Source organism: Klebsiella sp. RHBSTW-00215, assembly GCF_014103785.1.
GTDB lineage: Bacteria > Pseudomonadota > Gammaproteobacteria > Enterobacterales > Enterobacteriaceae > Klebsiella.
In genome coordinates, this window is record NZ_JABXQS010000001.1 from 6,101,527 (window position 1) to 6,123,895 (window position 22,369).

At 51.8% G+C, this 22,369-nt stretch carries 22 protein-coding genes; 8 read left to right on the plus strand and 14 right to left on the minus strand.

Annotation, left to right across the window (positions count from 1 at the left end; all coding sequences use genetic code 11):
* Window positions 1-10: 10 nt before the first annotated feature.
* The 10 genes from recO to rseD form a co-directional block, all read right to left on the minus strand.
* Window positions 11-748: a DNA repair protein RecO gene (recO, locus tag HV127_RS29020; protein WP_110272059.1), complete on the minus strand. Its 738-nt coding sequence runs from the start codon at window positions 746-748 to the stop codon at window positions 11-13.
* An 11-nt stretch (window positions 749-759) separates the two neighbouring features.
* On the minus strand, window positions 760-1,665 hold the full coding sequence (gene era, locus HV127_RS29025; protein WP_110272058.1) for a GTPase Era: 906 nt from the start codon (window positions 1,663-1,665) through the stop codon (window positions 760-762).
* Window positions 1,662-2,342, minus strand: a complete 681-nt coding sequence (gene rnc / locus HV127_RS29030) for a ribonuclease III (RefSeq protein ID WP_110272057.1) — start codon at window positions 2,340-2,342, stop codon at window positions 1,662-1,664. The genes era and rnc overlap by 4 nt, the downstream gene beginning before the upstream one ends.
* 225 nt (window positions 2,343-2,567) lie before the next feature.
* Window positions 2,568-3,542 carry a signal peptidase I gene (gene lepB / locus HV127_RS29035; RefSeq protein WP_182240451.1) on the minus strand — a complete coding sequence of 325 codons (975 nt, stop codon included), beginning with the start codon at window positions 3,540-3,542 and terminating at the stop codon, window positions 2,568-2,570.
* 15 nt (window positions 3,543-3,557) lie between these two features.
* The gene (gene lepA / locus HV127_RS29040; protein WP_110272054.1) at window positions 3,558-5,357 is read right to left on the minus strand and encodes a translation elongation factor 4; all 1,800 of its coding nucleotides are present in this window, start codon (window positions 5,355-5,357) and stop codon (window positions 3,558-3,560) included.
* A gap of 186 nt (window positions 5,358-5,543) precedes the next feature.
* Window positions 5,544-6,023: a SoxR-reducing system protein RseC gene (rseC, locus tag HV127_RS29045; RefSeq protein ID WP_182240453.1), complete on the minus strand. Its 480-nt coding sequence runs from the start codon at window positions 6,021-6,023 to the stop codon at window positions 5,544-5,546.
* Window positions 6,020-6,976, minus strand: a complete 957-nt coding sequence (gene rseB / locus HV127_RS29050; RefSeq protein ID WP_182207624.1) for a sigma-E factor regulatory protein RseB — start codon at window positions 6,974-6,976, stop codon at window positions 6,020-6,022. The genes rseC and rseB overlap by 4 nt, the downstream gene beginning before the upstream one ends.
* Window positions 6,976-7,626 (minus strand): anti-sigma-E factor RseA, encoded by a 651-nt coding sequence (gene rseA / locus HV127_RS29055; protein WP_112215423.1) that lies wholly within the window; start codon window positions 7,624-7,626, stop codon window positions 6,976-6,978. Before rseA ends, rseB begins: the two co-directional genes overlap by 1 nt.
* Before the next feature lie 32 nt (window positions 7,627-7,658).
* The gene (gene rpoE, locus HV127_RS29060) at window positions 7,659-8,234 is read right to left on the minus strand and encodes an RNA polymerase sigma factor RpoE (RefSeq protein ID WP_182240455.1); all 576 of its coding nucleotides are present in this window, start codon (window positions 8,232-8,234) and stop codon (window positions 7,659-7,661) included.
* Window positions 8,231-8,371: a rpoE leader peptide RseD gene (gene rseD / locus HV127_RS29065; protein WP_167492730.1), complete on the minus strand. Its 141-nt coding sequence runs from the start codon at window positions 8,369-8,371 to the stop codon at window positions 8,231-8,233. Before rseD ends, rpoE begins: the two co-directional genes overlap by 4 nt.
* Window positions 8,372-8,656: 285 nt before the next feature.
* On the opposite strand from rseD, the gene nadB reads away from it, so the two are divergent.
* Complete coding sequence (nadB, locus tag HV127_RS29070; RefSeq protein ID WP_112215422.1) at window positions 8,657-10,276, plus strand: L-aspartate oxidase; 1,620 nt, start codon at window positions 8,657-8,659, stop codon at window positions 10,274-10,276.
* Here the strand turns inward: nadB and HV127_RS29075 are convergent.
* Window positions 10,261-10,998, minus strand: coding sequence for a tRNA1(Val) (adenine(37)-N6)-methyltransferase (locus tag HV127_RS29075; RefSeq protein WP_182240457.1), 738 nt, complete (start codon window positions 10,996-10,998; stop codon window positions 10,261-10,263). The two genes, nadB and HV127_RS29075, sit on opposite strands and share 16 nt — an antisense overlap.
* 132 nt (window positions 10,999-11,130) lie before the next feature.
* On the opposite strand from HV127_RS29075, the gene srmB reads away from it, so the two are divergent.
* A complete protein-coding gene (gene srmB / locus HV127_RS29080) occupies window positions 11,131-12,462 on the plus strand; it encodes an ATP-dependent RNA helicase SrmB (protein WP_182240459.1) in 1,332 nt (443 codons plus the stop codon).
* Between the two features lie 45 nt (window positions 12,463-12,507).
* Here srmB and grcA read toward each other — a convergent pair whose 3' ends face one another.
* Window positions 12,508-12,891: an autonomous glycyl radical cofactor GrcA gene (grcA, locus tag HV127_RS29085; RefSeq protein ID WP_182240461.1), complete on the minus strand. Its 384-nt coding sequence runs from the start codon at window positions 12,889-12,891 to the stop codon at window positions 12,508-12,510.
* Window positions 12,892-13,202: 311 nt separating this feature from the next.
* Here grcA and ung point away from each other — a divergent pair, with 311 nt between their 5' ends.
* Window positions 13,203-13,892: a uracil-DNA glycosylase gene (gene ung / locus HV127_RS29090; protein WP_182240463.1), complete on the plus strand. Its 690-nt coding sequence runs from the start codon at window positions 13,203-13,205 to the stop codon at window positions 13,890-13,892.
* 109 nt (window positions 13,893-14,001) lie between these two features.
* On the opposite strand, the gene HV127_RS29095 is transcribed toward ung, so the two are convergent.
* Window positions 14,002-15,072: a tRNA/rRNA methyltransferase gene (locus tag HV127_RS29095; protein ID WP_182240465.1), complete on the minus strand. Its 1,071-nt coding sequence runs from the start codon at window positions 15,070-15,072 to the stop codon at window positions 14,002-14,004.
* Window positions 15,073-15,275: 203 nt separating this feature from the next.
* Between HV127_RS29095 and trxC the strand changes: the two genes are divergently transcribed.
* From trxC to HV127_RS29120, 5 genes are all read left to right on the plus strand, one after another.
* Entirely contained in the window at window positions 15,276-15,701 is a 426-nt protein-coding gene (gene trxC, locus HV127_RS29100; protein ID WP_004104599.1) for a thioredoxin TrxC, read from the plus strand.
* A gap of 69 nt (window positions 15,702-15,770) precedes the next feature.
* Window positions 15,771-16,469, plus strand: a complete 699-nt coding sequence (locus HV127_RS29105; protein WP_182240467.1) for a tRNA-uridine aminocarboxypropyltransferase — start codon at window positions 15,771-15,773, stop codon at window positions 16,467-16,469.
* 35 nt (window positions 16,470-16,504) lie between these two features.
* A complete protein-coding gene (gene pat / locus HV127_RS29110; protein ID WP_182207630.1) occupies window positions 16,505-19,162 on the plus strand; it encodes a protein lysine acetyltransferase in 2,658 nt (885 codons plus the stop codon).
* 114 nt (window positions 19,163-19,276) lie between these two features.
* Window positions 19,277-20,632: a CDP-diacylglycerol--serine O-phosphatidyltransferase gene (gene pssA, locus HV127_RS29115; RefSeq protein ID WP_182240889.1), complete on the plus strand. Its 1,356-nt coding sequence runs from the start codon at window positions 19,277-19,279 to the stop codon at window positions 20,630-20,632.
* Window positions 20,633-20,673: 41 nt separating this feature from the next.
* The gene (locus HV127_RS29120; RefSeq protein WP_181485281.1) at window positions 20,674-21,000 is read left to right on the plus strand and encodes a YfiM family lipoprotein; all 327 of its coding nucleotides are present in this window, start codon (window positions 20,674-20,676) and stop codon (window positions 20,998-21,000) included.
* Between the two features lies 1 nt (window position 21,001).
* Here the strand turns inward: HV127_RS29120 and HV127_RS29125 are convergent, their stop codons facing one another.
* The gene (locus HV127_RS29125) at window positions 21,002-22,300 is read right to left on the minus strand and encodes an MFS transporter (RefSeq protein ID WP_182240469.1); all 1,299 of its coding nucleotides are present in this window, start codon (window positions 22,298-22,300) and stop codon (window positions 21,002-21,004) included.
* Window positions 22,301-22,369 lie beyond the last annotated feature (69 nt).

Genomic DNA, 22,369 nt, shown 5'->3' on the forward strand with positions numbered 1-22,369 from the left:
ACAATCCTCGTTAATCGTTATTGGTTTTATTGGCCCGCGCCGCCCGCGCGGGCATAAACTGGCGAAAAAGCTCCCGGCTTTTCAACGGTTTCCCACCAAGATACGGCTTCAGGGCGATACGGGTGAAACGTTTTGCCGCACGCAGCGCATCGCTGTCCGGAAATTCGCGATTCGCCAACGCCTTAAGATGGTGCCCGGTAAAGGTGCTGTTATCAATAACCACGCTGGCGATAAAGCCTTTTTCTTCACGGTAGCGATAGGTCATGGCGTCGTCAACCGCTTCACCGCTCCCGGCACAGTGGAGGAAATCGACGCCGTAACCAAGATGCCCCAGCAGCGCCAGTTCAAAGCGACGCAGTGCCGGTTCAGGAGAACCGCTTGCGCCAGCCAGAGACTGGATGCAGTGCAGATAATCGAAGAAAAGTTCGGAGAAGCGCGTTTCATGCTCAAGCACGCGGGCAAGCAGTTCGTTAACGTAAAGACCGCTATAGAGCGTGATACCGCTGAGAGGGAGCGCCAGCGAAACGGCTTCCGCGCTGCGTAGCGTTTTGACTTCGCCACGCCCGCCAAAGCGAAGCAGCAAGGGGGTAAAGGGCTGAAGAGCACCTTTGAGATTGGAACGTTTGGAACGTGCGCCTTTAGCAACAAGGCGCACGCGACCTGACTCTTCCGTGAAGACGTCCAGCATCAGGCTGGTTTCGCTCCAGGGACGACTATGCAGGACAAAAGCGCGCTGCCAGCCTTCCACGATTAAATGACTTAGACGTCGTCGCCGTAACCGAGACTGCGCAACGCACGTTCGTCATCGGCCCAGCCGGATTTCACTTTCACCCACAGCTCCAGGTGAACCGGCGCTTCAAACATATCCTGCATGTCTTTACGCGCTTCAATGCCGATGGTTTTGATTTTGGCCCCTTTGTTGCCAATCACCATCTTCTTCTGCCCTTCACGCTCAACCAGAATCAGACCATTGATATCGTAGCCACCGCGTTCGTTAGTCTGGAAACGTTCAATTTCGACGGTCACGGAATACGGCAGCTCAGCGCCCAGGAAACGCATCAGTTTTTCGCGGATGATCTCAGAAGCCATAAAACGCTGAGAACGATCGGTAATGTAATCTTCCGGGAAGTGATGAATTGCTTCCGGTAGATGCTTACGCACGATACCGGCGATGGTATCCACGTTCAGCCCGGTTTCCGCGGAAATCGGCACGATATCGAGGAAATTCATCTGGCTGCCGAGGAACTGCAGGTGCGGCAACAGATCGCCCTTTTCCTGCACGTTATCAACTTTGTTCACCGCAAGGATAACCGGTGCTCTGGCGTCGCGCAGCTTACCCAGAACCATTTCATCATCTGCCGTCCAGCGGGTACCTTCAACAACAAAAATCACCAGTTCAACGTCGCCAATCGAGCTACTGGCCGCTTTGTTCATCAGACGGTTAATAGCGCGCTTCTCTTCCATATGCAGGCCCGGGGTATCAACATAAATTGCCTGATACGGACCTTCAGTATGAATACCGACGATACGGTGACGTGTGGTCTGCGCTTTACGTGAAGTAATAGAAATCTTCTGCCCAAGCAGCTTGTTCAACAGCGTTGATTTACCGACGTTAGGACGACCAACGATAGCAACAAACCCACAATAATTTTTTTCTTCGCTCATTCCAGCTCCAGCTTTTTCAACGCCTGTTCGGCGGCAGCCTGTTCTGCCTTGCGACGGCTAGAACCTGTGCCAACCACCGGTTCACTCAGGCCGCTAACCTGGCAGTGGATAGTAAATTCCTGGTCATGCGCTTCACCGCGAACCTGAACCACCAGGTAGGATGGAAGCGGCAGGTGACGCCCCTGCAGATACTCCTGCAAACGGGTCTTAGGATCTTTTTGCTTATCGCCAGGGCTAATTTCGTCCAGGCGACTTTGGTACCAGGAGAGAATCAGGCGCTCGATGTTCTGAATATCACTGTCGAGGAAAATCCCGCCGATTAATGCTTCAACGGTATCCGCCAGAATGGATTCACGGCGAAAACCTCCACTTTTCAATTCACCCGGCCCAAGACGCAAACATTCACCCAACTCAAACTCGCGGGCCATTTCTGCCAGCGTGTTGCCCCGCACCAACGTCGCGCGCATGCGGCTCATATCACCTTCGTCGACCCGTGGGAAGCGATGGTAGAGCGCATTTGCGATGACGAAACTCAATATAGAGTCACCTAAAAACTCCAGGCGCTCATTGTGTTTGCTGCTGGCACTGCGGTGAGTTAATGCCTGTTGCAACAGCTCCTGATGATGAAAAGTGTAGCCCAGCTTCCGTTGAAGCCGATTAATTACGATGGGATTCATGCGTTACCAATAAATGAATGCGTCAAAAATGCAGCACACGAAACCGACCTGAGTAAAAGCCAACGCGGTTTCGTGTGCTGTGTCAATCTTACGAGAGACAACCTAAAACTTCGGGGGGATATTCTATACGCAACGACAAGGGATGTCGTTAGTTTGAATAGATTTAAATCTTAAATAATTCACGCTGCCGTTATTGTAACGACAGCGTGAATGAAGGCAGGAAAATTACCGGATACCACCAATACGTGATAAACGTACTCCGGTAGGCCACTCGCCTTCCTGTTTTTCAAAACTCATCCAGATTGCGGTTGCTTTACCGACCAGATTTGCTTCCGGTACAAAGCCCCAATAACGGCTGTCGGCGCTGTTATCGCGGTTGTCACCCATCATGAAATACTGCCCCGGCGGTACAATCCAGGTCGCCAATGGCAGACCAGACTGCTGGTAATACATCCCCACCTGATCCTGAGCAATCGGCACGGTCAGAATACGATGCGTTACCTCACCCAGCGTCTCTTTGCGCTCGGTCAAACGAATTCCGTCGGCTTTGGTTTCACCTTTCGGCAACTGCCAGAAACCGCTGGTTGCTTCACCGCCGTTACGACGGGAAAAAGTCTGCACGAAATCGCTCGGCTCGACGTTGGAGTAAGTTACCGGCAGAGCATTGCCACACGCCTGGCCTGAACTACAGCCCGGCAGGATGGTGACCTGCTTGCTAATCGGATCGTATGTGACTTTATCACCCGGTAAACCAACTGCACGTTTGATGTAGTCCAGACGCGGATCTTCAGGATATTTGAAAACCACGACATCACCCCGTTTCGGATGACCCGTTTCAATTAGCGTTTTCTGGTAGATAGGGTCTTTAATCCCATAAGCAAACTTCTCAACCAGAATAAAATCGCCGATCAACAACGTAGGCATCATCGAACCCGAAGGGATCTGGAAAGGTTCGTAAATAAACGAACGCACTACCAGAACAATCGCCAGGACCGGGAATACCGAAGCACCCGTTTCCAGCCAGCCCGGTTTAGGGCTGACTTTCTTCAGTGTTTTTTTGTCCAACTGGTCGCCGGTCGCTGCCTGAGCTGCGGCCTGACGTTCACGACGTTTTGGCGCAAAAATAAATTTATCCAGGCACCACAATAGACCCGTCACCAGGGTAGCGATGACCAGGATCAGGGCAAACATGTTCGCCATGCCAACTCCTTAGGGTTATTTGCCGTCTTTACCAACGTGCAGAATGGCGAGGAACGCTTCCTGCGGCAGCTCAACGTTACCGACCTGCTTCATGCGTTTCTTACCGTCTTTCTGCTTCTGCAGCAGCTTTTTCTTACGACTGACGTCGCCGCCATAGCATTTTGCCAGGACGTTTTTACGCAGCTGTTTCACCGTTGAACGGGCAATAATGTGGTTGCCGATAGCGGCCTGGATAGCGATGTCGAATTGCTGACGTGGGATCAGCTCTTTCATCTTCTCTACCAGTTCGCGACCGCGGTACGGCGCATTATCATTGTGCGTAATCAGCGCCAGCGCATCGACTCGCTCGCTGTTGATCAACACATCCACGCGTACCATGTTGGAAGCCTGGAAACGTTTGAAGTTATAGTCCAGCGACGCATAACCACGAGAAGTAGATTTCAGGCGGTCAAAGAAATCGAGCACCACTTCCGCCATCGGAATTTCATAGGTCAGCGCAACCTGATTACCGTGGTAGACCATATTGGTCTGAACACCGCGTTTTTCTATGCACAGGGTAATGACGTTGCCCAAAAACTCCTGCGGCAGCAACATATGGCACTCAGCGATCGGCTCACGAAGTTCCTGAATATTGTTCAGCGGCGGGAGTTTAGACGGGCTGTCGACGTAGATAACTTCTTTCGAAGTCGTCTCTACTTCATAGACTACCGTCGGCGCCGTGGTGATCAGATCCAGATCGTATTCACGCTCCAGACGTTCCTGAATGATCTCCATGTGCAGAAGACCCAGGAAGCCGCAGCGGAAACCAAAGCCCAGCGCAGTAGAGCTTTCCGGCTCATAGAACAAAGAGGCATCGTTGAGGCTCAGTTTGCCCAGCGCATCGCGGAAGTTCTCATAATCATCAGAACTTACCGGGAACAAGCCAGCATAAACCTGCGGTTTGACCTTTTTAAAACCTGGCAGAGCTTTATCTGCTGGGTTACGGGACAGAGTCAGCGTATCGCCAACCGGTGCGCCGAGGATGTCTTTAATCGCGCAAACCAACCAGCCAACTTCGCCGCATTTCAGCTCGGTGCGATCAACCTGTTTAGGCGTGAAAATACCGAGACGATCGGCGTTGTAGACCTGACCGGTGCTCATTACCTTGATTTTGTCGCCTTTGCGCATGGTGCCGTTTTTAATACGCACCAGCGAGACAACACCAAGGTAATTATCAAACCATGAGTCGATGATCAGTGCCTGTAACGGCGCTTCCGGGTCGCCTTCCGGCGGCGGAATATCGCGTACCAGACGCTCCAGGACATCGGGCACACCAACGCCGGTTTTCGCCGAACAGCGCACTGCATCGGTAGCATCAATACCGACGATGTCTTCAATTTCTTCCGCCACGCGTTCAGGATCGGCCGCAGGCAAGTCGATTTTATTCAGGACCGGCACTACTTCCAGGTCCATTTCCATCGCCGTATAGCAGTTAGCCAGCGTCTGAGCTTCTACGCCCTGACCCGCATCAACCACCAGCAGGGCCCCTTCACACGCCGCCAGTGAACGAGAAACTTCATAGGAGAAGTCCACGTGCCCCGGGGTGTCGATAAAGTTCAGCTGATAGATTTCGCCATTGGTCGCTTTGTAATCCAGCGTGACGCTCTGTGCCTTGATGGTAATCCCGCGCTCGCGTTCAAGATCCATGGAATCCAGGACCTGGGCTTCCATTTCACGATCGGAAAGGCCACCGCAAATTTGGATAATTCGGTCAGACAGCGTCGACTTACCGTGGTCAATGTGAGCGATGATTGAAAAGTTACGTATATTCTTCATATTTAGAGTTAGTTATGCCTTACGCGTATCATGAGGCCGCTATTCTGTGCCTGACGTTTTTTTGATCCGAAAACGCCGCATTCTACACTACATCCACGAAACCAGGAAATGCTCTTACGGCTAGCATAGCCGGAGTAAATGACGAGATCTTGCGGGAGTTGTAAATAAAGATTAGGGCCAGGGAAATCACTGACCCAATGGTGCGGAAGGCGTCTCGATGCGAACTAAATCTGGCGGTAAACCGACGCTAATAATCACCGGCTGCCACGACTGACGAGCCGCTAAACCAGGAGAAAGACCACGAGCCACCAAAAACCCGCCAACGCCGCCAAGTATTGCCCCACACAGCGAAGCAAAATCATTCGCGAACAGAACCTGGAAGATAGACGCCATTAAAAACAATCCAACTAACGGTGCCATATAGACCAATACGGCAGAGCCAAGCAAACTGCTTTCGGCAATCCCCAATTCTACTTTTTGCCCGGCAGCCAGCGGCTGTTCACAAGGCACGCTAATTGTATGGCTGGTTTGCGGCCCGAGCTTATTCAACACCCGACTACCGCAACCGGCACGAGAAGCGCAACTACTACAGGATGCTTTAACATCGCAATGCACCTGCGCAATTCCGTTATTCCAGGAAACGACCGTTGCCCACTCTTTGATCATTGTACGGCCTTGAATTTAATGCTGTCAGAAATACGCTTCGCGGTTTGCGGGGGCAGTTCGCCAACAATGGTTATCTCTGCATTATCGCGCACAATGGTAGCCACGGTGCGGCGCCCGGTACGCAACAACTGATCGCTGCTATTTGCTGCGGCGCGATTAATATTGATGGAGAAACTAAATAGCCCATCAGAGTAGAGACGGGACTCTACCGGACCATCAAACGTTGGTAGACGACGCTGGCTGCTGGAGACTTCCGCAACCCCCTGCGGCAGCCAGGTTGGCGCCCAGTTGAAGTTAGCCTTATCACCGCCTTCCGGTACGGAAAGCTGCGGCGGCAGGCTCGCCTTTGCCAGAGTTTCCATACTGGCGCTAACATTGTCGCCAACGCTGAAAGAAACGACCCGGAACTGCTCAAGGGTTTCCCCATCGCGATCGAGTAAATCAACACGCAGCGGCAGCTTTGTTTCAGCATCTAGCCAGGCGATGTAGCTATAGCGCGTACCGTCACGAGCCACGACTCGCACCACATCGCATAAACGATCGGCAATACGCGTACGCCCAACAGAGATGAAATCATAATACGACGCCAGCCGTTTGAAGTCGCTGTACACCAATGAAGGCAGCGAATCGACGATATAGTCACCATTCAACGTGAACGGATCGAGGCCAGGTTCAAAATAGCTAATTTCAGTGCCGCGCAGTACGACTTCCCTGCGAGGGCCGTCGAGCTGTAATAGCTGAGCGAGGGGGCGGTTATTTAGTTTCGCGTGTCGATAGCGCAGCGACTCAACGCCCTGCTTGTTGATGCTGACGAAAGACAGCTCGTAATTGAGGGACTGGCTAGCCAGGTTCATCTGCTGCAACAACGCCCCGGACGATGTATCAGCCGAGGCGTTGGCGGAGAAGAACAAGCTGCCTGCCATGAGCGACATGGCACACAAAAGTTGCTTCATTACTGCGATTGCGTTCCTAAAGTTTGATAGCCCGGCACCTGAACAGCGGCTTGCTGAGTCTGGGCCTGACCAAACTGAAGCTGCTCAGCATGCAGGCGACGCTGCAATTCATAATCCTGCAGCATAGCATTAATTCTGCGGCGCTGTTCCTGCACTTGCGCCTGCTGACCGCTGCCTGCTGAAGCATCCGCTGGCACGCCCAGACTAACCGGGCTGGCTTTCCCCATCATCGGCATGGTGTTAAACACCGGCGCTTCAGGCTGCTGAGATGCATCAGACTGCCCATTATACTGCTGGACACCGACGATAACAGCAAGGGAAACACACGCAGCGACCCCCATTTGGGTTAATGAACTTGCCCATGGGCGCACTTTTTGCCAGAAAGGCATCTGGCGCCACTGATGCGGGGCAGGCTGAGATTCAGGAATTAGAGGAACCGTCTGACGAACGGGCTCATTTTCAATGGCGGCCATGACGCGAGCAGAGATATCAAAATGGAGCATCTCACTGGTATCGCCTCGCAGCGTATCGCGGATGAGATGATAGCTCTCCCAGGTTTTTTGCATTTCAGATGAACGACCTAGCTCATTGAGCAGTTCGTTATCCAGCGTTTCACCATCCATTAAGGCCGAAAGTTTTTCTTTCTGCATGCCTGATACCCTTTTCCAGTATTCCGCTATCGTCAACGCCGGATTAGCGGTTGAACTTTATTATCAATAGCTTCTCGTGCCCGGAAGATACGCGAACGCACTGTGCCCACCGGACAATCCATGATGACGGCTATTTCTTCATAGCTCATGCCATCCAACTCCCGCAAGGTAATTGCCATGCGTAAATCTTCCGGAAGCGATTCGATGGTACGAAAAACTATTTGTCTCAGCTCTTCTGACAACATTAAGTTCTCAGGGTTCGAAATTTCTTTCAATGCCCCGCCACTTTCGAAATTTTCTGCCTCATTGGCATCAACATCGCTGGATGGCGGACGGCGCCCCTGAGCAACCAGATAATTCTTCGCCGTATTGACGGCGATACGATATAACCAGGTGTAAAAAGCACTATCCCCCCGGAAAGAATCCAGCGCACGCCATGCTTTTACGAACGACTCCTGAACAACGTCAGCGATATCGCCCGGTGGCACGTAGCGGGAGACCAGGCTTGCAACCTTATGCTGATAGCGTACCACCAGCAGGTTAAATGCTTTCTGATCTCCTTTCTGGACCCGTTCAACAAGGACCTGATCCGTTAACTGCTCGCTCATCCGAGGTAATGTCTCCCCAAACCCAATTCCCATGCGTATTCAAAACACCACCCAATGACTGCATAAATGAGCAAGCTGAGGGTTGGAGTGTCTGAAAACAATAAAGTTCCGTTACGCCTTTTTTTTTCGTCTGGCACCGGCTGACGGGTCGTTATCTCTCATTATATGCCCCGGTAGCTAAACGATATGTAAGATAATAAGAAAAAGCGCAAAGCCCGCCAGAAGGGTAACGTAACCCGACTTTTATTTCACTATAAAATCTGAAGCTAACGAGTTGCTTCGCAAAACTTTTCTTACATTTACAGCCCACCCCATCAAAGCGTTATGTTTAGCCGCCACAACATTGAGTAAAAAAAATGTACGATTCAGCGCAAGCTGGTGCTATTGTGCTGCAATCCTGTTTAGTAAATTAAACAAAGCTCATGAAAACAACTTCTGATTCCTCTTGTGATGTACTGATTGTTGGCAGCGGTGCTGCCGGATTGTCCCTTGCTTTGCGGCTGGCGGAACACTGCACAGTCACGGTACTGAGCAAAGGCCCTATCAGTGAAGGGTCAACTTTCTATGCTCAAGGCGGGATCGCCGCCGTCTTCGATGAAACCGACAGCATTGAATCCCATGTAGAAGATACGTTGGTTGCCGGAGCCGGCCTTTGCGATCGCCATGCCGTTTCTTTTGTCGCCAGCAACGCTAAACCCTGCGTTCAGTGGCTTATTGATCAGGGCGTCCTGTTTGATACTCAGGTTCAGGCTAACGGGGCTGAAAGCTATCACTTGACCCGAGAAGGGGGGCATAGCCACCGCCGAATTCTCCACTCAGCCGACGCGACGGGTAAAGCCGTAGAGACAACGCTGGTCAGCAAAGCGCTTTCTCATCCCAACATCCGCGTGCTGGAACGCAGCAACGCCGTTGACCTGATTATCTCAGATAAAATCGGCCTGCCGGGAACGCGTCGCGTAGTAGGAGCCTGGGTCTGGAATCGAAATAAAGAAACGGTTGAAACTTGTAGCGCAAAAGCGGTGGTACTGGCTACCGGAGGCGCGGCTAAGGTATACCAATATACGACAAATCCAGACGTCTCTTCTGGTGATGGGATCGCCATGGCCTGGCGTGCAGGTTGCCGTGTCGCCAACCTTGAGTTCAATCAGTTTCACCCCACCGCCTTATACCATCCGCAAGCACGCAATTTCCTGCTGACAGAAGCCTTGCGCGGTGAAGGCGCACTGTTGAAGCGCCCGGACGGCACACGATTTATGCCGGACTTTGACGAACGCGGTGAACTGGCCCCCCGCGATGTGGTTGCCCGAGCCATCGATCATGAAATGAAGCGCCTTGGCGTCGACTGCATGTATCTCGACATCAGCCATAAACCCGCAGAATTTATTCGCCACCATTTCCCGATGATTTACGAGAAGTTACTGGGTCTGGGAATCGATCTGACAAAAGAGCCGGTGCCTATTGTTCCGGCTGCTCACTATACCTGCGGCGGTGTGATGGTTGACGATAACGGACGTACTGATGTCGACGGCCTGTATGCCATCGGCGAAGTCAGCTATACCGGATTACATGGCGCTAACCGCATGGCTTCAAACTCGCTGCTGGAGTGTCTTGTTTACGGTTGGTCCGCAGCCGAAGATATCGTTAAGCGCATGCCTTTCGCGCAGAGAGTCAATGAACTTCCTTTATGGGACGAAAGCCAGGTCGAGATCCCCGATGAACTTGTTGTTATCCAACATAACTGGCATGAACTGCGCTTATTAATGTGGGATTATGTTGGCATTGTGCGCACCACCCGCCGACTTGAGCGCGCCCTGAGACGCATTACTATGCTGCAGCAGGAACTGGACGAATATTACACCCGCTTCCGCGTCTCCAATAATTTGCTGGAGCTGCGTAACCTGGTCCAGGTTGCCGAGTTGATTGTGCGCTGCGCCATGCTACGTAAAGAGAGCCGTGGTCTGCACTATACGCTGGACTATCCGGAACAGTTGCCGACTAGCGGGCCGTCAGTGCTGTCGCCACTGGTTCACATAAAAAGATAGAAATCCTCGGTCAGAGCGGTAAATCCTTCGGAATACTGCTGCTCTGGCCCGCGGATAACCAACCTGTCGCTAAAGCACTCACCCGCTGTCGGCGAAAAAGCCAACAGAACCCGATGCGGTGGACGCATTTCCGTTTCCGCCACGTCGGTACGTAAACGTAGATGCCAACCCATGTTCTGCGCCCGCTGAACAAATGCATTGCCGATATCAACCGGCAACACAACGCAAAAAAATCCCTCTTCCGTAATGGATTCAGCGGCACAGGTTAACAGCGTTGTATGATCGAGCGTGGTGGTATAGCGGGCCTGCTCACGCTGCGAGGTCGCGCAGGGGACACCTTCAGCAAAAAAAGGCGGATTGCTGACAATCAGTTCGTAGCGTCGGGTTTGCGGCGACTGCCATTGCTGAATATCAGCCTGGTGGATCTGGATACGTCCGGACCACGGGGATTCTTCAGCGTTTTCCCGCGCCTGTTCTGCCGCATCTTCGTCCAGTTCTACAGCGTCAACAGTGACCGCCGCCACAGTTCGCTGCGCTATCATTAGCGCAAGCAGGCCGCTGCCAGTACCGATATCCAGTACGTGCTTAACCTGCGCTATCGGAGCCCATGCGCCAAGTAAAATGCCGTCAGTGCCCACCTTCATCGCACAGCGATCGTGGGCGATAAAAAATTGTTTAAATGTAAAACCATTGCGCGGCAGCGCAAACTTCGACTGAGACATCCTCGATAACCTTGCGGGCAAAAAACTCCTGGGCTTAAGGCTATGCACAATACCGGAGAACAGATAGCCTTACAAACAGATGAACATTGCGTCCGTAACGTCTATAATCGGCGGTCCACTCAGAGGTAGATCATGACTGTAACGACTTTTTCCGAACTTGAACTCGACGAAAACCTACTGGAAGCACTCCAGGATAAAGGTTTCACACGCCCGACAGCCATTCAGGCCGCCGCTATTCCGCCTGCGCTTGATGGCCGTGACATTCTCGGTTCAGCCCCGACCGGCACCGGTAAAACAGCGGCGTATTTGCTGCCAGCGTTGCAGCACCTGCTCGATTTTCCACGCAAGAAGTCCGGTCCACCGCGCATTCTCATCTTGACGCCAACTCGCGAGCTGGCGATGCAGGTTGCTGACCATGCGCGTGAACTGGCAAAACATACTCATCTGGATATCGCCACTATCACTGGCGGCGTAGCGTATATGAACCACGCGGAAGTGTTCAGTGAAAACCAGGATATCGTGGTTGCGACCACCGGACGCCTGCTGCAATACATTAAAGAAGAAAACTTCGACTGCCGCGCCGTTGAAACTCTGATTCTTGATGAAGCAGATCGCATGGTCGACATGGGCTTCGCCCAGGATATTGAACACATAGCTGGTGAAACTCGCTGGCGTAAGCAGACCATGCTGTTTTCCGCGACTCTTGAAGGCGACGCGATTAAGGACTTTGCTGAACGTCTGCTGGAAGATCCGGTTGAAGTCTCAGCCACCCCTTCCACTCGCGAGCGTAAGAAAATTCATCAGTGGTACTACCGTGCTGATGACATCAAACACAAAACCGCGCTGCTCGTCAATTTACTGAAGCAACCAGATGCCACACGTTCTATCGTCTTTGTGCGTAAACGCGAGCGTGTTCATGAACTGGCGGGTTGGCTGCGTGAAGCGGGTATCAATACCTGCTGGCTTGAAGGTGAGATGGTTCAGGCGAAGCGCAACGAAGCAATTAAACGAATGACAGACGGTCGTATGAATGTGCTGATTGCGACTGATGTCGCTGCACGTGGTATCGATATTCCGGATGTGAGTCACGTAATCAATTTCGACATGCCGCGTACCGCCGACACCTATCTACACCGCATCGGTCGAACGGGTCGCGCAGGGAAAAAAGGCGTCGCCATTTCTCTGGTTGAGGCTCATGACCACCTGCTGTTGGGCAAAATTGGCCGTTATATTGAAGAGCCGTTAAAAGCCCGAGTCATCGATGAGTTGCGCCCAACGACTCGCGCACCGAGCGAGAAGCAGACTGGTAAGCCGTCTAAGAAAGTATTAGCGAAGCGTGCAGAGAAAAAAGAGAAAGATAAAGAGAAGCCGCGCGTGAAGAAACGTCACCGTGATACCAAGAACATTGGTAAGCGTCGCAAGGCAAGCGGGAACGATACGCCACAGCAGCCAAACGAAAAGTAAAAAAAACGCCGGGATATCCCGGCGTTTTCACATCAAAACTTAATCTTACAGGCTTTCGGTAAAAGTACGGGCGATAACATCGCGCTGCTGTTCCGGAGTCAGAGAGTTAAAACGTACCGCGTAACCAGATACGCGAATAGTCAGCTGCGGATATTTTTCCGGATGCTCAACCGCATCCAGCAACGTTTCGCGACGCAGTACGTTTACGTTCAGGTGCTGACCACCTTCAACGCGAACTTCCGGTTTCACGTCTACCGGAATTTCACGGTATTCGATCTCGCCCAGTTTGCTTACCGCAACCACGTCATCTTCAGCATAACCGGCTTTGGCGCACAGGCAGCGTGCTTCGCCTTTTTCGCTATCCAGCAGCCAGAAAGAGTTCAGCAGGTCGTCGTTTGCAGCTTTAGTAATTTGGATACCAGTAATCATTTGATGCCTCCCAGGCAGTGTTTATTCGATTATTGGCCTTCGCGGCCAATTGGTAAAACCATTGTTGTATGAGTGTATATATAACAGCCGGGCACCCGGCATTCATTGATTTAAATCAACAAAAACCACTCAATGAAAGTGGGTATGAGTGGATATTATTGTTTTACATCAAGTTACGCCATATCCAACACCAAATAAATTTGTAAAATTTCAATTTTTTTTGCATGCAGAACGTCAATCGCGTGGCGCAAATTTTGTGTTGTAGAAAGATGCAGTTAAGCTATGGCGATGACACTTTGCAGGAGAGCAAAATGACCACCCCATTAACCTGGCACGACGTACTGGCAGAAGAGAAGCAGCAACCCTGGTTTGTTAACACCCTGAAAACCGTTGCTGAAGAACGCCAATCTGGCATCACCATCTACCCACCGCAAAAAGATGTCTTTAATGCGTTTCGTTACACCGAATTAAGCGATGTCAAAGTGGTGATCCTGGGCCAGGATCCCTACCACGGACCCGGGCAGGCTCACGGCCTTGCCTTCTCTGTTCTACCAGGAATTGCGACACCACCATCACTGCTTAATATGTACAAGGAACTGGAAGGGACGATACCTGGATTTCAGCGCCCGACTCACGGTTATCTCGAAAGCTGGGCGCGTCAGGGCGTGCTGCTGCTCAATACCGTATTAACGGTACGTGCGGGGCAAGCACACTCTCACGCCAGCCTCGGATGGGAAACCTTTACCGATAAAGTGATTTCATTGATCAACCAGCATCGGGAAGGTGTGGTGTTCCTGCTGTGGGGGTCACATGCACAAAAGAAAGGGGCGATTATCGATCGTCAGCGCCATTGTGTACTGAAATCGCCCCATCCATCACCGCTTTCCGCTCATCGCGGGTTCTTTGGCAGCAACCATTTTGTCCAGGCCAATCAGTGGCTGGCCGAACGCGGTGAAGCACCGATTGACTGGGTACCGGTGTTACCGACTGAAAGCGAGTAAATGACTAGTCCGTATGAATCTACGGACTAGTCATCACTCAGAATCAGGACAAAAAAATGCCAGCATTAGCATTACAGCTATGCTGGCATTTTTTACTTTGAATAAGGTATCAAACCTTATTCTGACGCCACCACTCTGCCAGCAATACGCCGGTAGCAACGGAAACGTTCAGGCTCTCCACATTACCTGTCCCTTCGATAGCCACATTCAGATCGGCGCTGGAGATCGCCGCATCGGACAGACCATCACTCTCTTGCCCTAACACCAGCACCATTTTCTTCGGCAGCTCGGCTTTAAACAGCGGAGTACCATTATGGCTGGAAGTAGAAACAATAGCGTAACCCGCGCTGCGGAATCTCTCGAGCGTATCAATGAAGCTGTCCCCAGTGATCGGCTCAACGTGCTCTGCGCCACCTTCTGCTGTACGGATTGCGGCACCTGACTCCAGTACTCCGGCATCCTGCACAACAACGCCTTTAACGCCGAAATGCGCGCAGCTACGCATGATCGCGCCGAGGTTATGGGGATTACCCACATCTTCCAGCGCCAGAACGCAATCTTCAGCATCAGCTTTAGCAACCCACTGTTCAACCGATGTGCCATGACGCTTTTTAATCAGAAAGCAAACGCCGCCATGATGTTCAGTACCGGACGCTTTCGCCAGTTCAGCTTCATCAACAACGTGATAGGCTTTGCGATTTGCCGCCATCCAGCGCAGAGCTTCTTTAAAGCGAGGTGTTACGCTCTGGATAAACCAGGCACGCACGATGGCATCTGGCCGGCTCTGGAATAAAGCCTGGCAGGCATTTTCACCATAAACGCGGGTCTCTTCCGCACGCTGACGACGCAATACTTCCGGATCGATAAAGCTTTTACCGCTGATCCCACCGTGATCGGCTTTTACCGGAGTTTCTTCTCCAGGCGCACGAGACACGGTACGCCACGGAGAGGAGCCTTCACCACCGAAATCATCACGCTTGCGATCGTCACGTTTACGGTCACCACCGCGGCTACTTCTTTCATCGCGCGCAGGGCGGTTGCGGCCGTCAACGCGTGATTTTCCTGGACGACCTCCCCCTTTCCCGGTACGCGGGTTTTGGGTGCGTTTCTCAGAATCATCATCACTGCGGACATACATCACTTTGACCTTGCCGCTTTTATTTTTCAGTTCGTCGCTCATCAATTTTCTCCACCTGCGCTGCGCGAAGCGCGCAGATTACCCGATGTGTCATCACTTAGCCATTGTTTCATTTAAAAGCCTGGGTCTATCGTATTCATCGAACAAAACACATTGTCCTTTAATAGCTACTCACCGATAATATGTAACATTACAGAAACAAATCGGCCACGTGCCGCGCTGCAACCCATAACCAGAGGTTAGTTATGAATACCGTTTGTGCCAGTTGTCAGGCTCTGAACCGCATCCCAGACGATCGTAGCGCCGATGGCGCAAAATGTGGGCGCTGTGGTCACGATCTTTTTGACGGCGACGTAATCAACGCGACCGGGGCAACGCTGGATAAACTACTGAAGGACGATCTCCCCGTCGTTGTCGATTTCTGGGCGCCATGGTGCGGCCCCTGCCGTAACTTCGCGCCGATCTTTGAAGATGTGGCTGAAGAACGCAGTGGCGAAATGCGTTTCGTGAAAGTGAATACCGAAATGGAACGGGAACTCAGCGCTCGCTTTCGCATTCGTAGCATCCCGACCATTATGATGTTTAAAAATGGCGAAGTCATCGACATGCTGAACGGTGCCGTCCCTAAAGCGCCTTTCGATAGCTGGCTAAACGAAGCTGGCCAGCAGTAAACCTGACGGGGCACTGCTTGTGCCCCGTTTTTACCTCTGCGACAATGGCGTTTTTTCTTAGCGATCTCCATGACTGATAACGCCGTCCTTCGTCTTCGCGCTGAACGACTCGCTCGCGCCACCCGGCCTTTCCTTGCTCGCGGCAACCGTATTCACCGCTGCCAGCGTTGCCTACTGCCGTTGAAACAGTGCCTTTGCGAGACCCTTAACCCGGTTGCCGCTTCCAGTCGTTTTTGTCTGGTAATGTTCGATACCGAGCCAATGAAGCCCAGCAATACCGGGCGCCTTATTGCCGATACCCTTCCGAATACCGAAGCGTTCCAGTGGTCACGCACCGAGCCGCCACAGGCGTTGCTTGATTTAGTCACCAACCCCCATTACCAACCAATGGTGGTTTTTCCTGCGTCTTATGCCGGCACCGAACGTCAGGTACTTGATGCACCGCCTGTGGGCAAACCGCCGCTATTTATTATGCTCGATGGAACCTGGCCCGAAGCGCGAAAAATGTTCCGCAAAAGCCCCTGGCTTGATGCACTGCCGGTTATTTCCGTCGACCTGTCCCGCATCTCTGCTTACCACCTGCGGGAAGCCCATGCGCAAGGGCAATACTGCACTGCCGAAGTGGCGATTGCGTTGCTGGATCTCGCGGGAGATAAACCCGCGGCTGCGGCGCTTGGCGATCACTTTAGCTTGTTCAAAGCACGCTATCTGGCAGGAAAAACGCAGCATAAGGGCAGCATCACAGCACACCCGACAGAAAACGTTTAAAATCATTCGGTCACTGGAGATTTAAGGAGACCGGTATGAGCCAACGAGGCCTGGAAGCATTACTGCGGCCAAAATCGATCGCCGTTATTGGCGCATCAATGAAACCGCAGCGCGCCGGTTATCTGATGATGCGCAACCTGCTGGCTGGCGGGTTTAATGGCCCCGTTCTTCCTGTGACGCCAGCGTGGAAAGCGGTTCAGGGCGTGCTGGCCTGGCCGACTATCGACAGTCTGCCCTTTACGCCCGATCTTGCTGTACTGTGCACTAATGCCCGGAGAAACCTTGAGTTGCTGGAAGCTTTGGGGCAAAAAGGGTGTAAAACCTGCATCATTCTGTCTTCAATACCCGACCAATACCCTGCGCTGCTTAAGTGTGCCGCCCGCTATCAAATGCGCCTGCTCGGGCCAAACAGTCTCGGCCTGCTTGCGCCATGGCAGGGGCTTAATGCCAGCTTTTCTCCGGTTCCAATTCATCGCGGTAAACTGGCGTTTATTTCCCAGTCAGCAGCGGTCTCTAACACTATCCTCGACTGGGCGCAGCAGCGAGAGATGGGTTTTTCTTACTTTATAGCACTGGGTGACAGCCTGGATATCGACGTCGATGATTTACTCGACTTCCTTGCTCGCGATAGCAAGACTAGCGCCATTCTGCTCTATCTTGAGCATATTAGTGATGCCCGCCGTTTTGTTTCAGCGGCGCGTAGCGCCTCGCGTAATAAACCTATCCTGGTGATTAAAAGCGGGCGTAGTCCGGCGGCGCAGAAACTGCTGCACGTTAATTCAGGAATGGATCCTGCGTGGGATGCTGCCATTCAGCGTGCAGGTTTATTGCGGGTACAGGACACGCATGAGCTGTTCTCCGCTGTCGAAACCCTCAGCCATATGCGCCCACTGCGCGGCGAGAAACTGATGATTATCAGCAACGGAGCTGCTCCTGCTGCGTTGGCGCTGGATGAGCTTTGGCTGCGCAATGGCAAACTTGCCACTCTGAGTGAGGAGACCTGCTGCAATCTCCGTCAGGCGTTGCCTGAAGGCATTGATATCGCCAACCCGCTGGACCTCCGCGATGATGCCAGTAGCGAGCATTACCTTAAGGCGCTGAACGTCCTGCTTGATAGCCATGACTACGACGCTCTGTTGGTGATTCATGCCCCAAGCGCCGCCGCACCGGGAACGGAAAGCGCACTGGCGCTAATTGATGCCCTGAAACGCCACCCACGCGGTAAGTACGTTACCGTTCTCACCAACTGGTGTGGTGAATTCTCTTCTCAAGAAGCACGGCGTCTGTTTAGCGATGCGGGTCTACCGACTTATCGGACTCCCGAGGGCACTATTACCGCCTTTATGCACATGGTGGAATACAGACGTAACCAAAAACAGCTCCGTGAAACACCGGTCCTCTCAGACTCGTTAACCACCAACACAGCTGAAGCCCGAGACTTGCTGCAGCGCGCAATCATTGAAGGCGCAACATCTCTGGATACCCATGAAGTAAGCCCCGTTCTGCGCGCTTATGGCATCCATACTCTGCCGACATGGATTGCTGCAGATAGTGCCGAAGCAGTACATATCGCCGAGCAGATTGGTTATCCGGTAGCGCTGAAGCTACGCTCGCCGGATATCCCCCATAAGTCAGAAGTTCAGGGGGTTATGCTTTATCTACGTACTGCCATCGAAGTACAGCAGGCGGCGGATGCCATTATCGATCGCGTGAAAATGACCTGGCCGCAGGCGCGTATTCACGGACTGCTGGTACAAAGTATGGCCAACCGCGCCGGGGCACAGGAGCTTCGAGTGGTAGTAGAGCACGATCCGGTCTTCGGGCCACTGATCATGCTGGGTGAAGGCGGCGTCGAGTGGCGTGCAGAAGATCAGGCTGCCGTCGCGCTACCGCCGTTGAATATGAACCTGGCGCGCTATCTGGTCATTCAGGCAATCAAGAGTAAAAAAATGCGCGGTCGCAGCGCGCTACGACCATTAGACATTCCTGGCCTGAGTCAATTGCTGGTACAGGTATCTAATTTAATTGTCGACTGCCCGGAGATTCAGCGCCTGGACATCCATCCTTTACTCGCTTCCGGTCACGAGTTTACTGCGCTTGATGTCACGTTAAGTCTTGCCCCTTTTACCGGCGATAGCGAAAGCCGCCTGGCTGTGCGTCCCTATCCGCAACAGCAGGAAGAGTGGGTGGTAATGAAAAATGGCGAACGTTGCCTGTTTCGCCCCATTCTTCCAGAAGATGAGCCGCAGTTGCTGGCCTTTATCGGGCAGGTAACGAAGGAAGATCTTTACTATCGTTACTTCAGCGAAATCAATGAATTTACGCATGACGATTTAGCCAATATGACGCAGATCGACTACGATCGAGAAATGGCTTTTGTTGCCGTGCGTGCAACGGCAGAGGGAAATGAGATCCTCGGGGTAACTCGCGCGATCTCCGACCCGGATAATATCGATGCCGAGTTTGCCGTGCTGGTACGCTCCGACCTGAAAGGTCTGGGTTTAGGCCGTAGGCTACTAGAAAAATTAATTGCTTATACGCAAAGCCACGGTCTGCAACGACTTAACGGCATCACAATGCCTAACAATAAAGGCATGATCGGCCTCGCCAGAAAACTGGGATTCACGGTTGATATCCAGTTGGAGGATGGAATTGTCAGTTTGTCTCTACAACTTGCACCAGCGCAATCATAAACGGGTGAGCGCAATTGTTGACTACTTTAACGGGTAGTAATGGTATTATTGCCCGCTTACGTCGTCTGCATGGTACAGAAGACCCTTCAATAAACAGAGAAGAAACGCACTGTGATGTTGTCAAAATTTAAACGTAATAAACATCAACAACACCTTGCCCAACTCCCTAAGCTTTCTCAGTCAGTTGATGATATCGAGTTCTTTTACGCTCCCGCAGATTTTCGGCAAGCGTTACTGGCAAAGATAGCTCAAGCCACCCAGCGTATTTGTATTATTGCGCTCTATCTGGAACAGGATGATGGCGGCAAAGGAATTTTGCAGGCACTGTATGACGCTAAACGTCAGCGTCCAGAATTAGATATTCGGGTACTGGTCGACTGGCATCGAGCCCAGCGTGGTCGTATCGGCGCCGCTGCCTCAAACACCAATGCCGATTGGTATTGCCGTATGGCGCAGGAAAATCCCGGCGTCGATATTCCGGTTTATGGCGTTCCGGTAAATACCCGGGAGGCACTCGGCGTTCTCCATTTCAAAGGTTTTATCGTTGATGATTGCGTTCTCTACAGCGGCGCGAGTCTGAATGATGTTTACCTGCATCAACACGATAAGTATCGCTATGACCGCTACCAGTGCATTCGCAACGGTAAAATGGCCGATGTTATGTTCGATTGGGTTGAGAATAACCTGGTGCAAGGTCGTGGGGTTAATCGCCTGGACAAAGCCGATCGACCGAAAAGTCCGGAAATCAAAAATGATATCCGTCAGTATCGTCAGGAACTTCGCGATAGCAGCTACCATTTTCTCGGCGACGCCGATGAAGATCAGTTATCAGTAACACCACTGGTTGGCTTAGGCAAATCAAGCCTGCTGAATAAAACTATCTTCCATCTGATGCCCTGTGCAGAGCACAAGTTGACCATCTGCACACCTTATTTCAACCTACCCGCTCTACTAGTGCGTAATATCATTCAGCTACTACGTAGCGGAAAGAAAGTTGAAATTATTGTCGGCGATAAAACGGCCAACGATTTCTATATCCCAGAAGATCAGCCGTTTAAAATCATCGGCGCACTTCCCTATCTCTATGAAATTAATCTGCGTCGCTTCCTGAGTCGGCTGCAGTATTATGTCAATACTGACCAACTGATTGTCCGTTTATGGAAAGATGACGATAACAGCTACCACCTGAAAGGCATGTGGGTTGATGACGAATGGATGTTGCTGACGGGAAATAACCTGAACCCTCGCGCATGGCGACTTGATCTGGAAAATGCCATTCTTATCCACGATCCGAAACATCAACTTGGCGCAATGCGTGAAAAAGAGCTTAATCTCATTCGCAAGCATACGACAATCGTCCAACACTATCGTGATTTGCAAAGCATTGCTGGTTACCCGGTAAAAGTTCGCAAGCTAATTCGACGCTTGAGACGTATCCGAATCGACCGTCTTATTAGCCGTATCCTTTGAATTTCCGCCCCACTATATGTGGGGCTTTTTGTGGATTTTATATGCGCATTATCGTGATTATCGCTCTGCTATTATTGCTAACCGGTTGTAGTCATATGGCTAATGACTCCTGGAAAGGCCAGGATAAAGCACAGCATTTCCTCGCCTCAGCAATGCTCTCTGCAGCAGGTAATGAATATGCCCAGCACCAGGGCTATAGCCGCGATCGTAGTGCCGCTATCGGTTTTATGTTTTCCGTGAGTTTAGGTGCATCTAAAGAGTTGTGGGACAGCCGTCCCGCAGGAAGCGGCTGGAGTTGGAAAGATTTCGCCTGGGATGTGGCTGGTGCGACTACGGGCTTCGCCGTATGGCAGTTAGCACACCAATAGCCTATAAACGCAGGCCCTTACCTTTACGGTGTAATGCCAGAGAAACCAAGAGAGCAATAACCCCCATCACAGTGACATACCAGTAAAAAGCGTGCTCGATCCCGGCCGACTTTAGTGACAGGGCGACATATTCCGCCGAGCCGCCAAACAGCGCGTTGGCAACTGCATAAGATAACCCTACCCCTAACGCGCGCACCTGAGCCGGAAACATTTCTGCCTTCAGAATCCCGCTGATTGAGGTATAGAAACTAATTATGAGCAGTGCACATATTACCAGGGCAAATGCCGCATACGGCGAACTCACATTTTGCAGTGCATTCAAAATAGGTACAGTGAAGATTGTTACCAGCACACCAAAACAAAGCATCGAACTACGGCGGCCAATTTTATCTGAAAGTGCACCAAAAAGGGGCTGAACCAGCATATATACGAATAACGCAGCGGTCATAATCATACTGGCAGTGTTGGCCGTCATGCCCGCCGTATTCACTAGATACTTCTGCATATAGGTTGTAAAGGTATAAAAACTCAGCGAGCCGGCAGCGGTGAAACCCAGCACCATCATAAAAGCCTTGCGGTTACGCCATAACCCTTTAAACGATCCCGCCTCTTTTAACGCACGATTTTCCTGCTTTGAGGTTTCATCTAGTTGACGACGAAGCCACAGGGCCACGATGGCCAGCACCGCACCGAGGGCAAAAGGTATACGCCATCCCCAGGCATGAAGGTCCTCATCACTCAGTATCTGCTGCAAAGCGACAACGACAAGTACTGCCAGTAGTTGGCCGCCAATCAGAGTGACATATTGAAATGAGGCATAGAAGCCTTTCTTTCCCTCAATGGCGACCTCACTCATATAAGTTGCACTAGTGCCATATTCCCCCCCAACAGAAAGCCCCTGGAATAAACGAGCCAGCAATAGCAACGCCGGCGCCCATGTGCCTATCGTTGCATAGCCAGGCAAACAGGCGATCACCAGTGAACCAAAACACATCATACAAACTGAAATAAGCATGGAGGTTTTACGTCCACGGCGATCGGCAATGCGACCAAACAACCAGCCACCTATCGGACGCATCAGAAAACCGGCAGCAAACACACCTGCCGTTTGTAACAATTGAGTTGTTGTGTTTCCAGAGGGGAAGAAGATGTGCGCAAAATAAAGAGAGCAGAATGAGTAGACATAAAAATCAAACCATTCGACCAGGTTTCCTGAAGATGCACCTACTATTGCCCATATACGACGCCGGGTATCCCCTTGTTCAAGTGAACCACGTGCATTAATGCTACCTTCTGTCATTATAATTCTGCTCCAGCAAAGACGGCAATCTGCCTTGTCGAGCGTGTCACAGCACTCCGGCAAATCAAT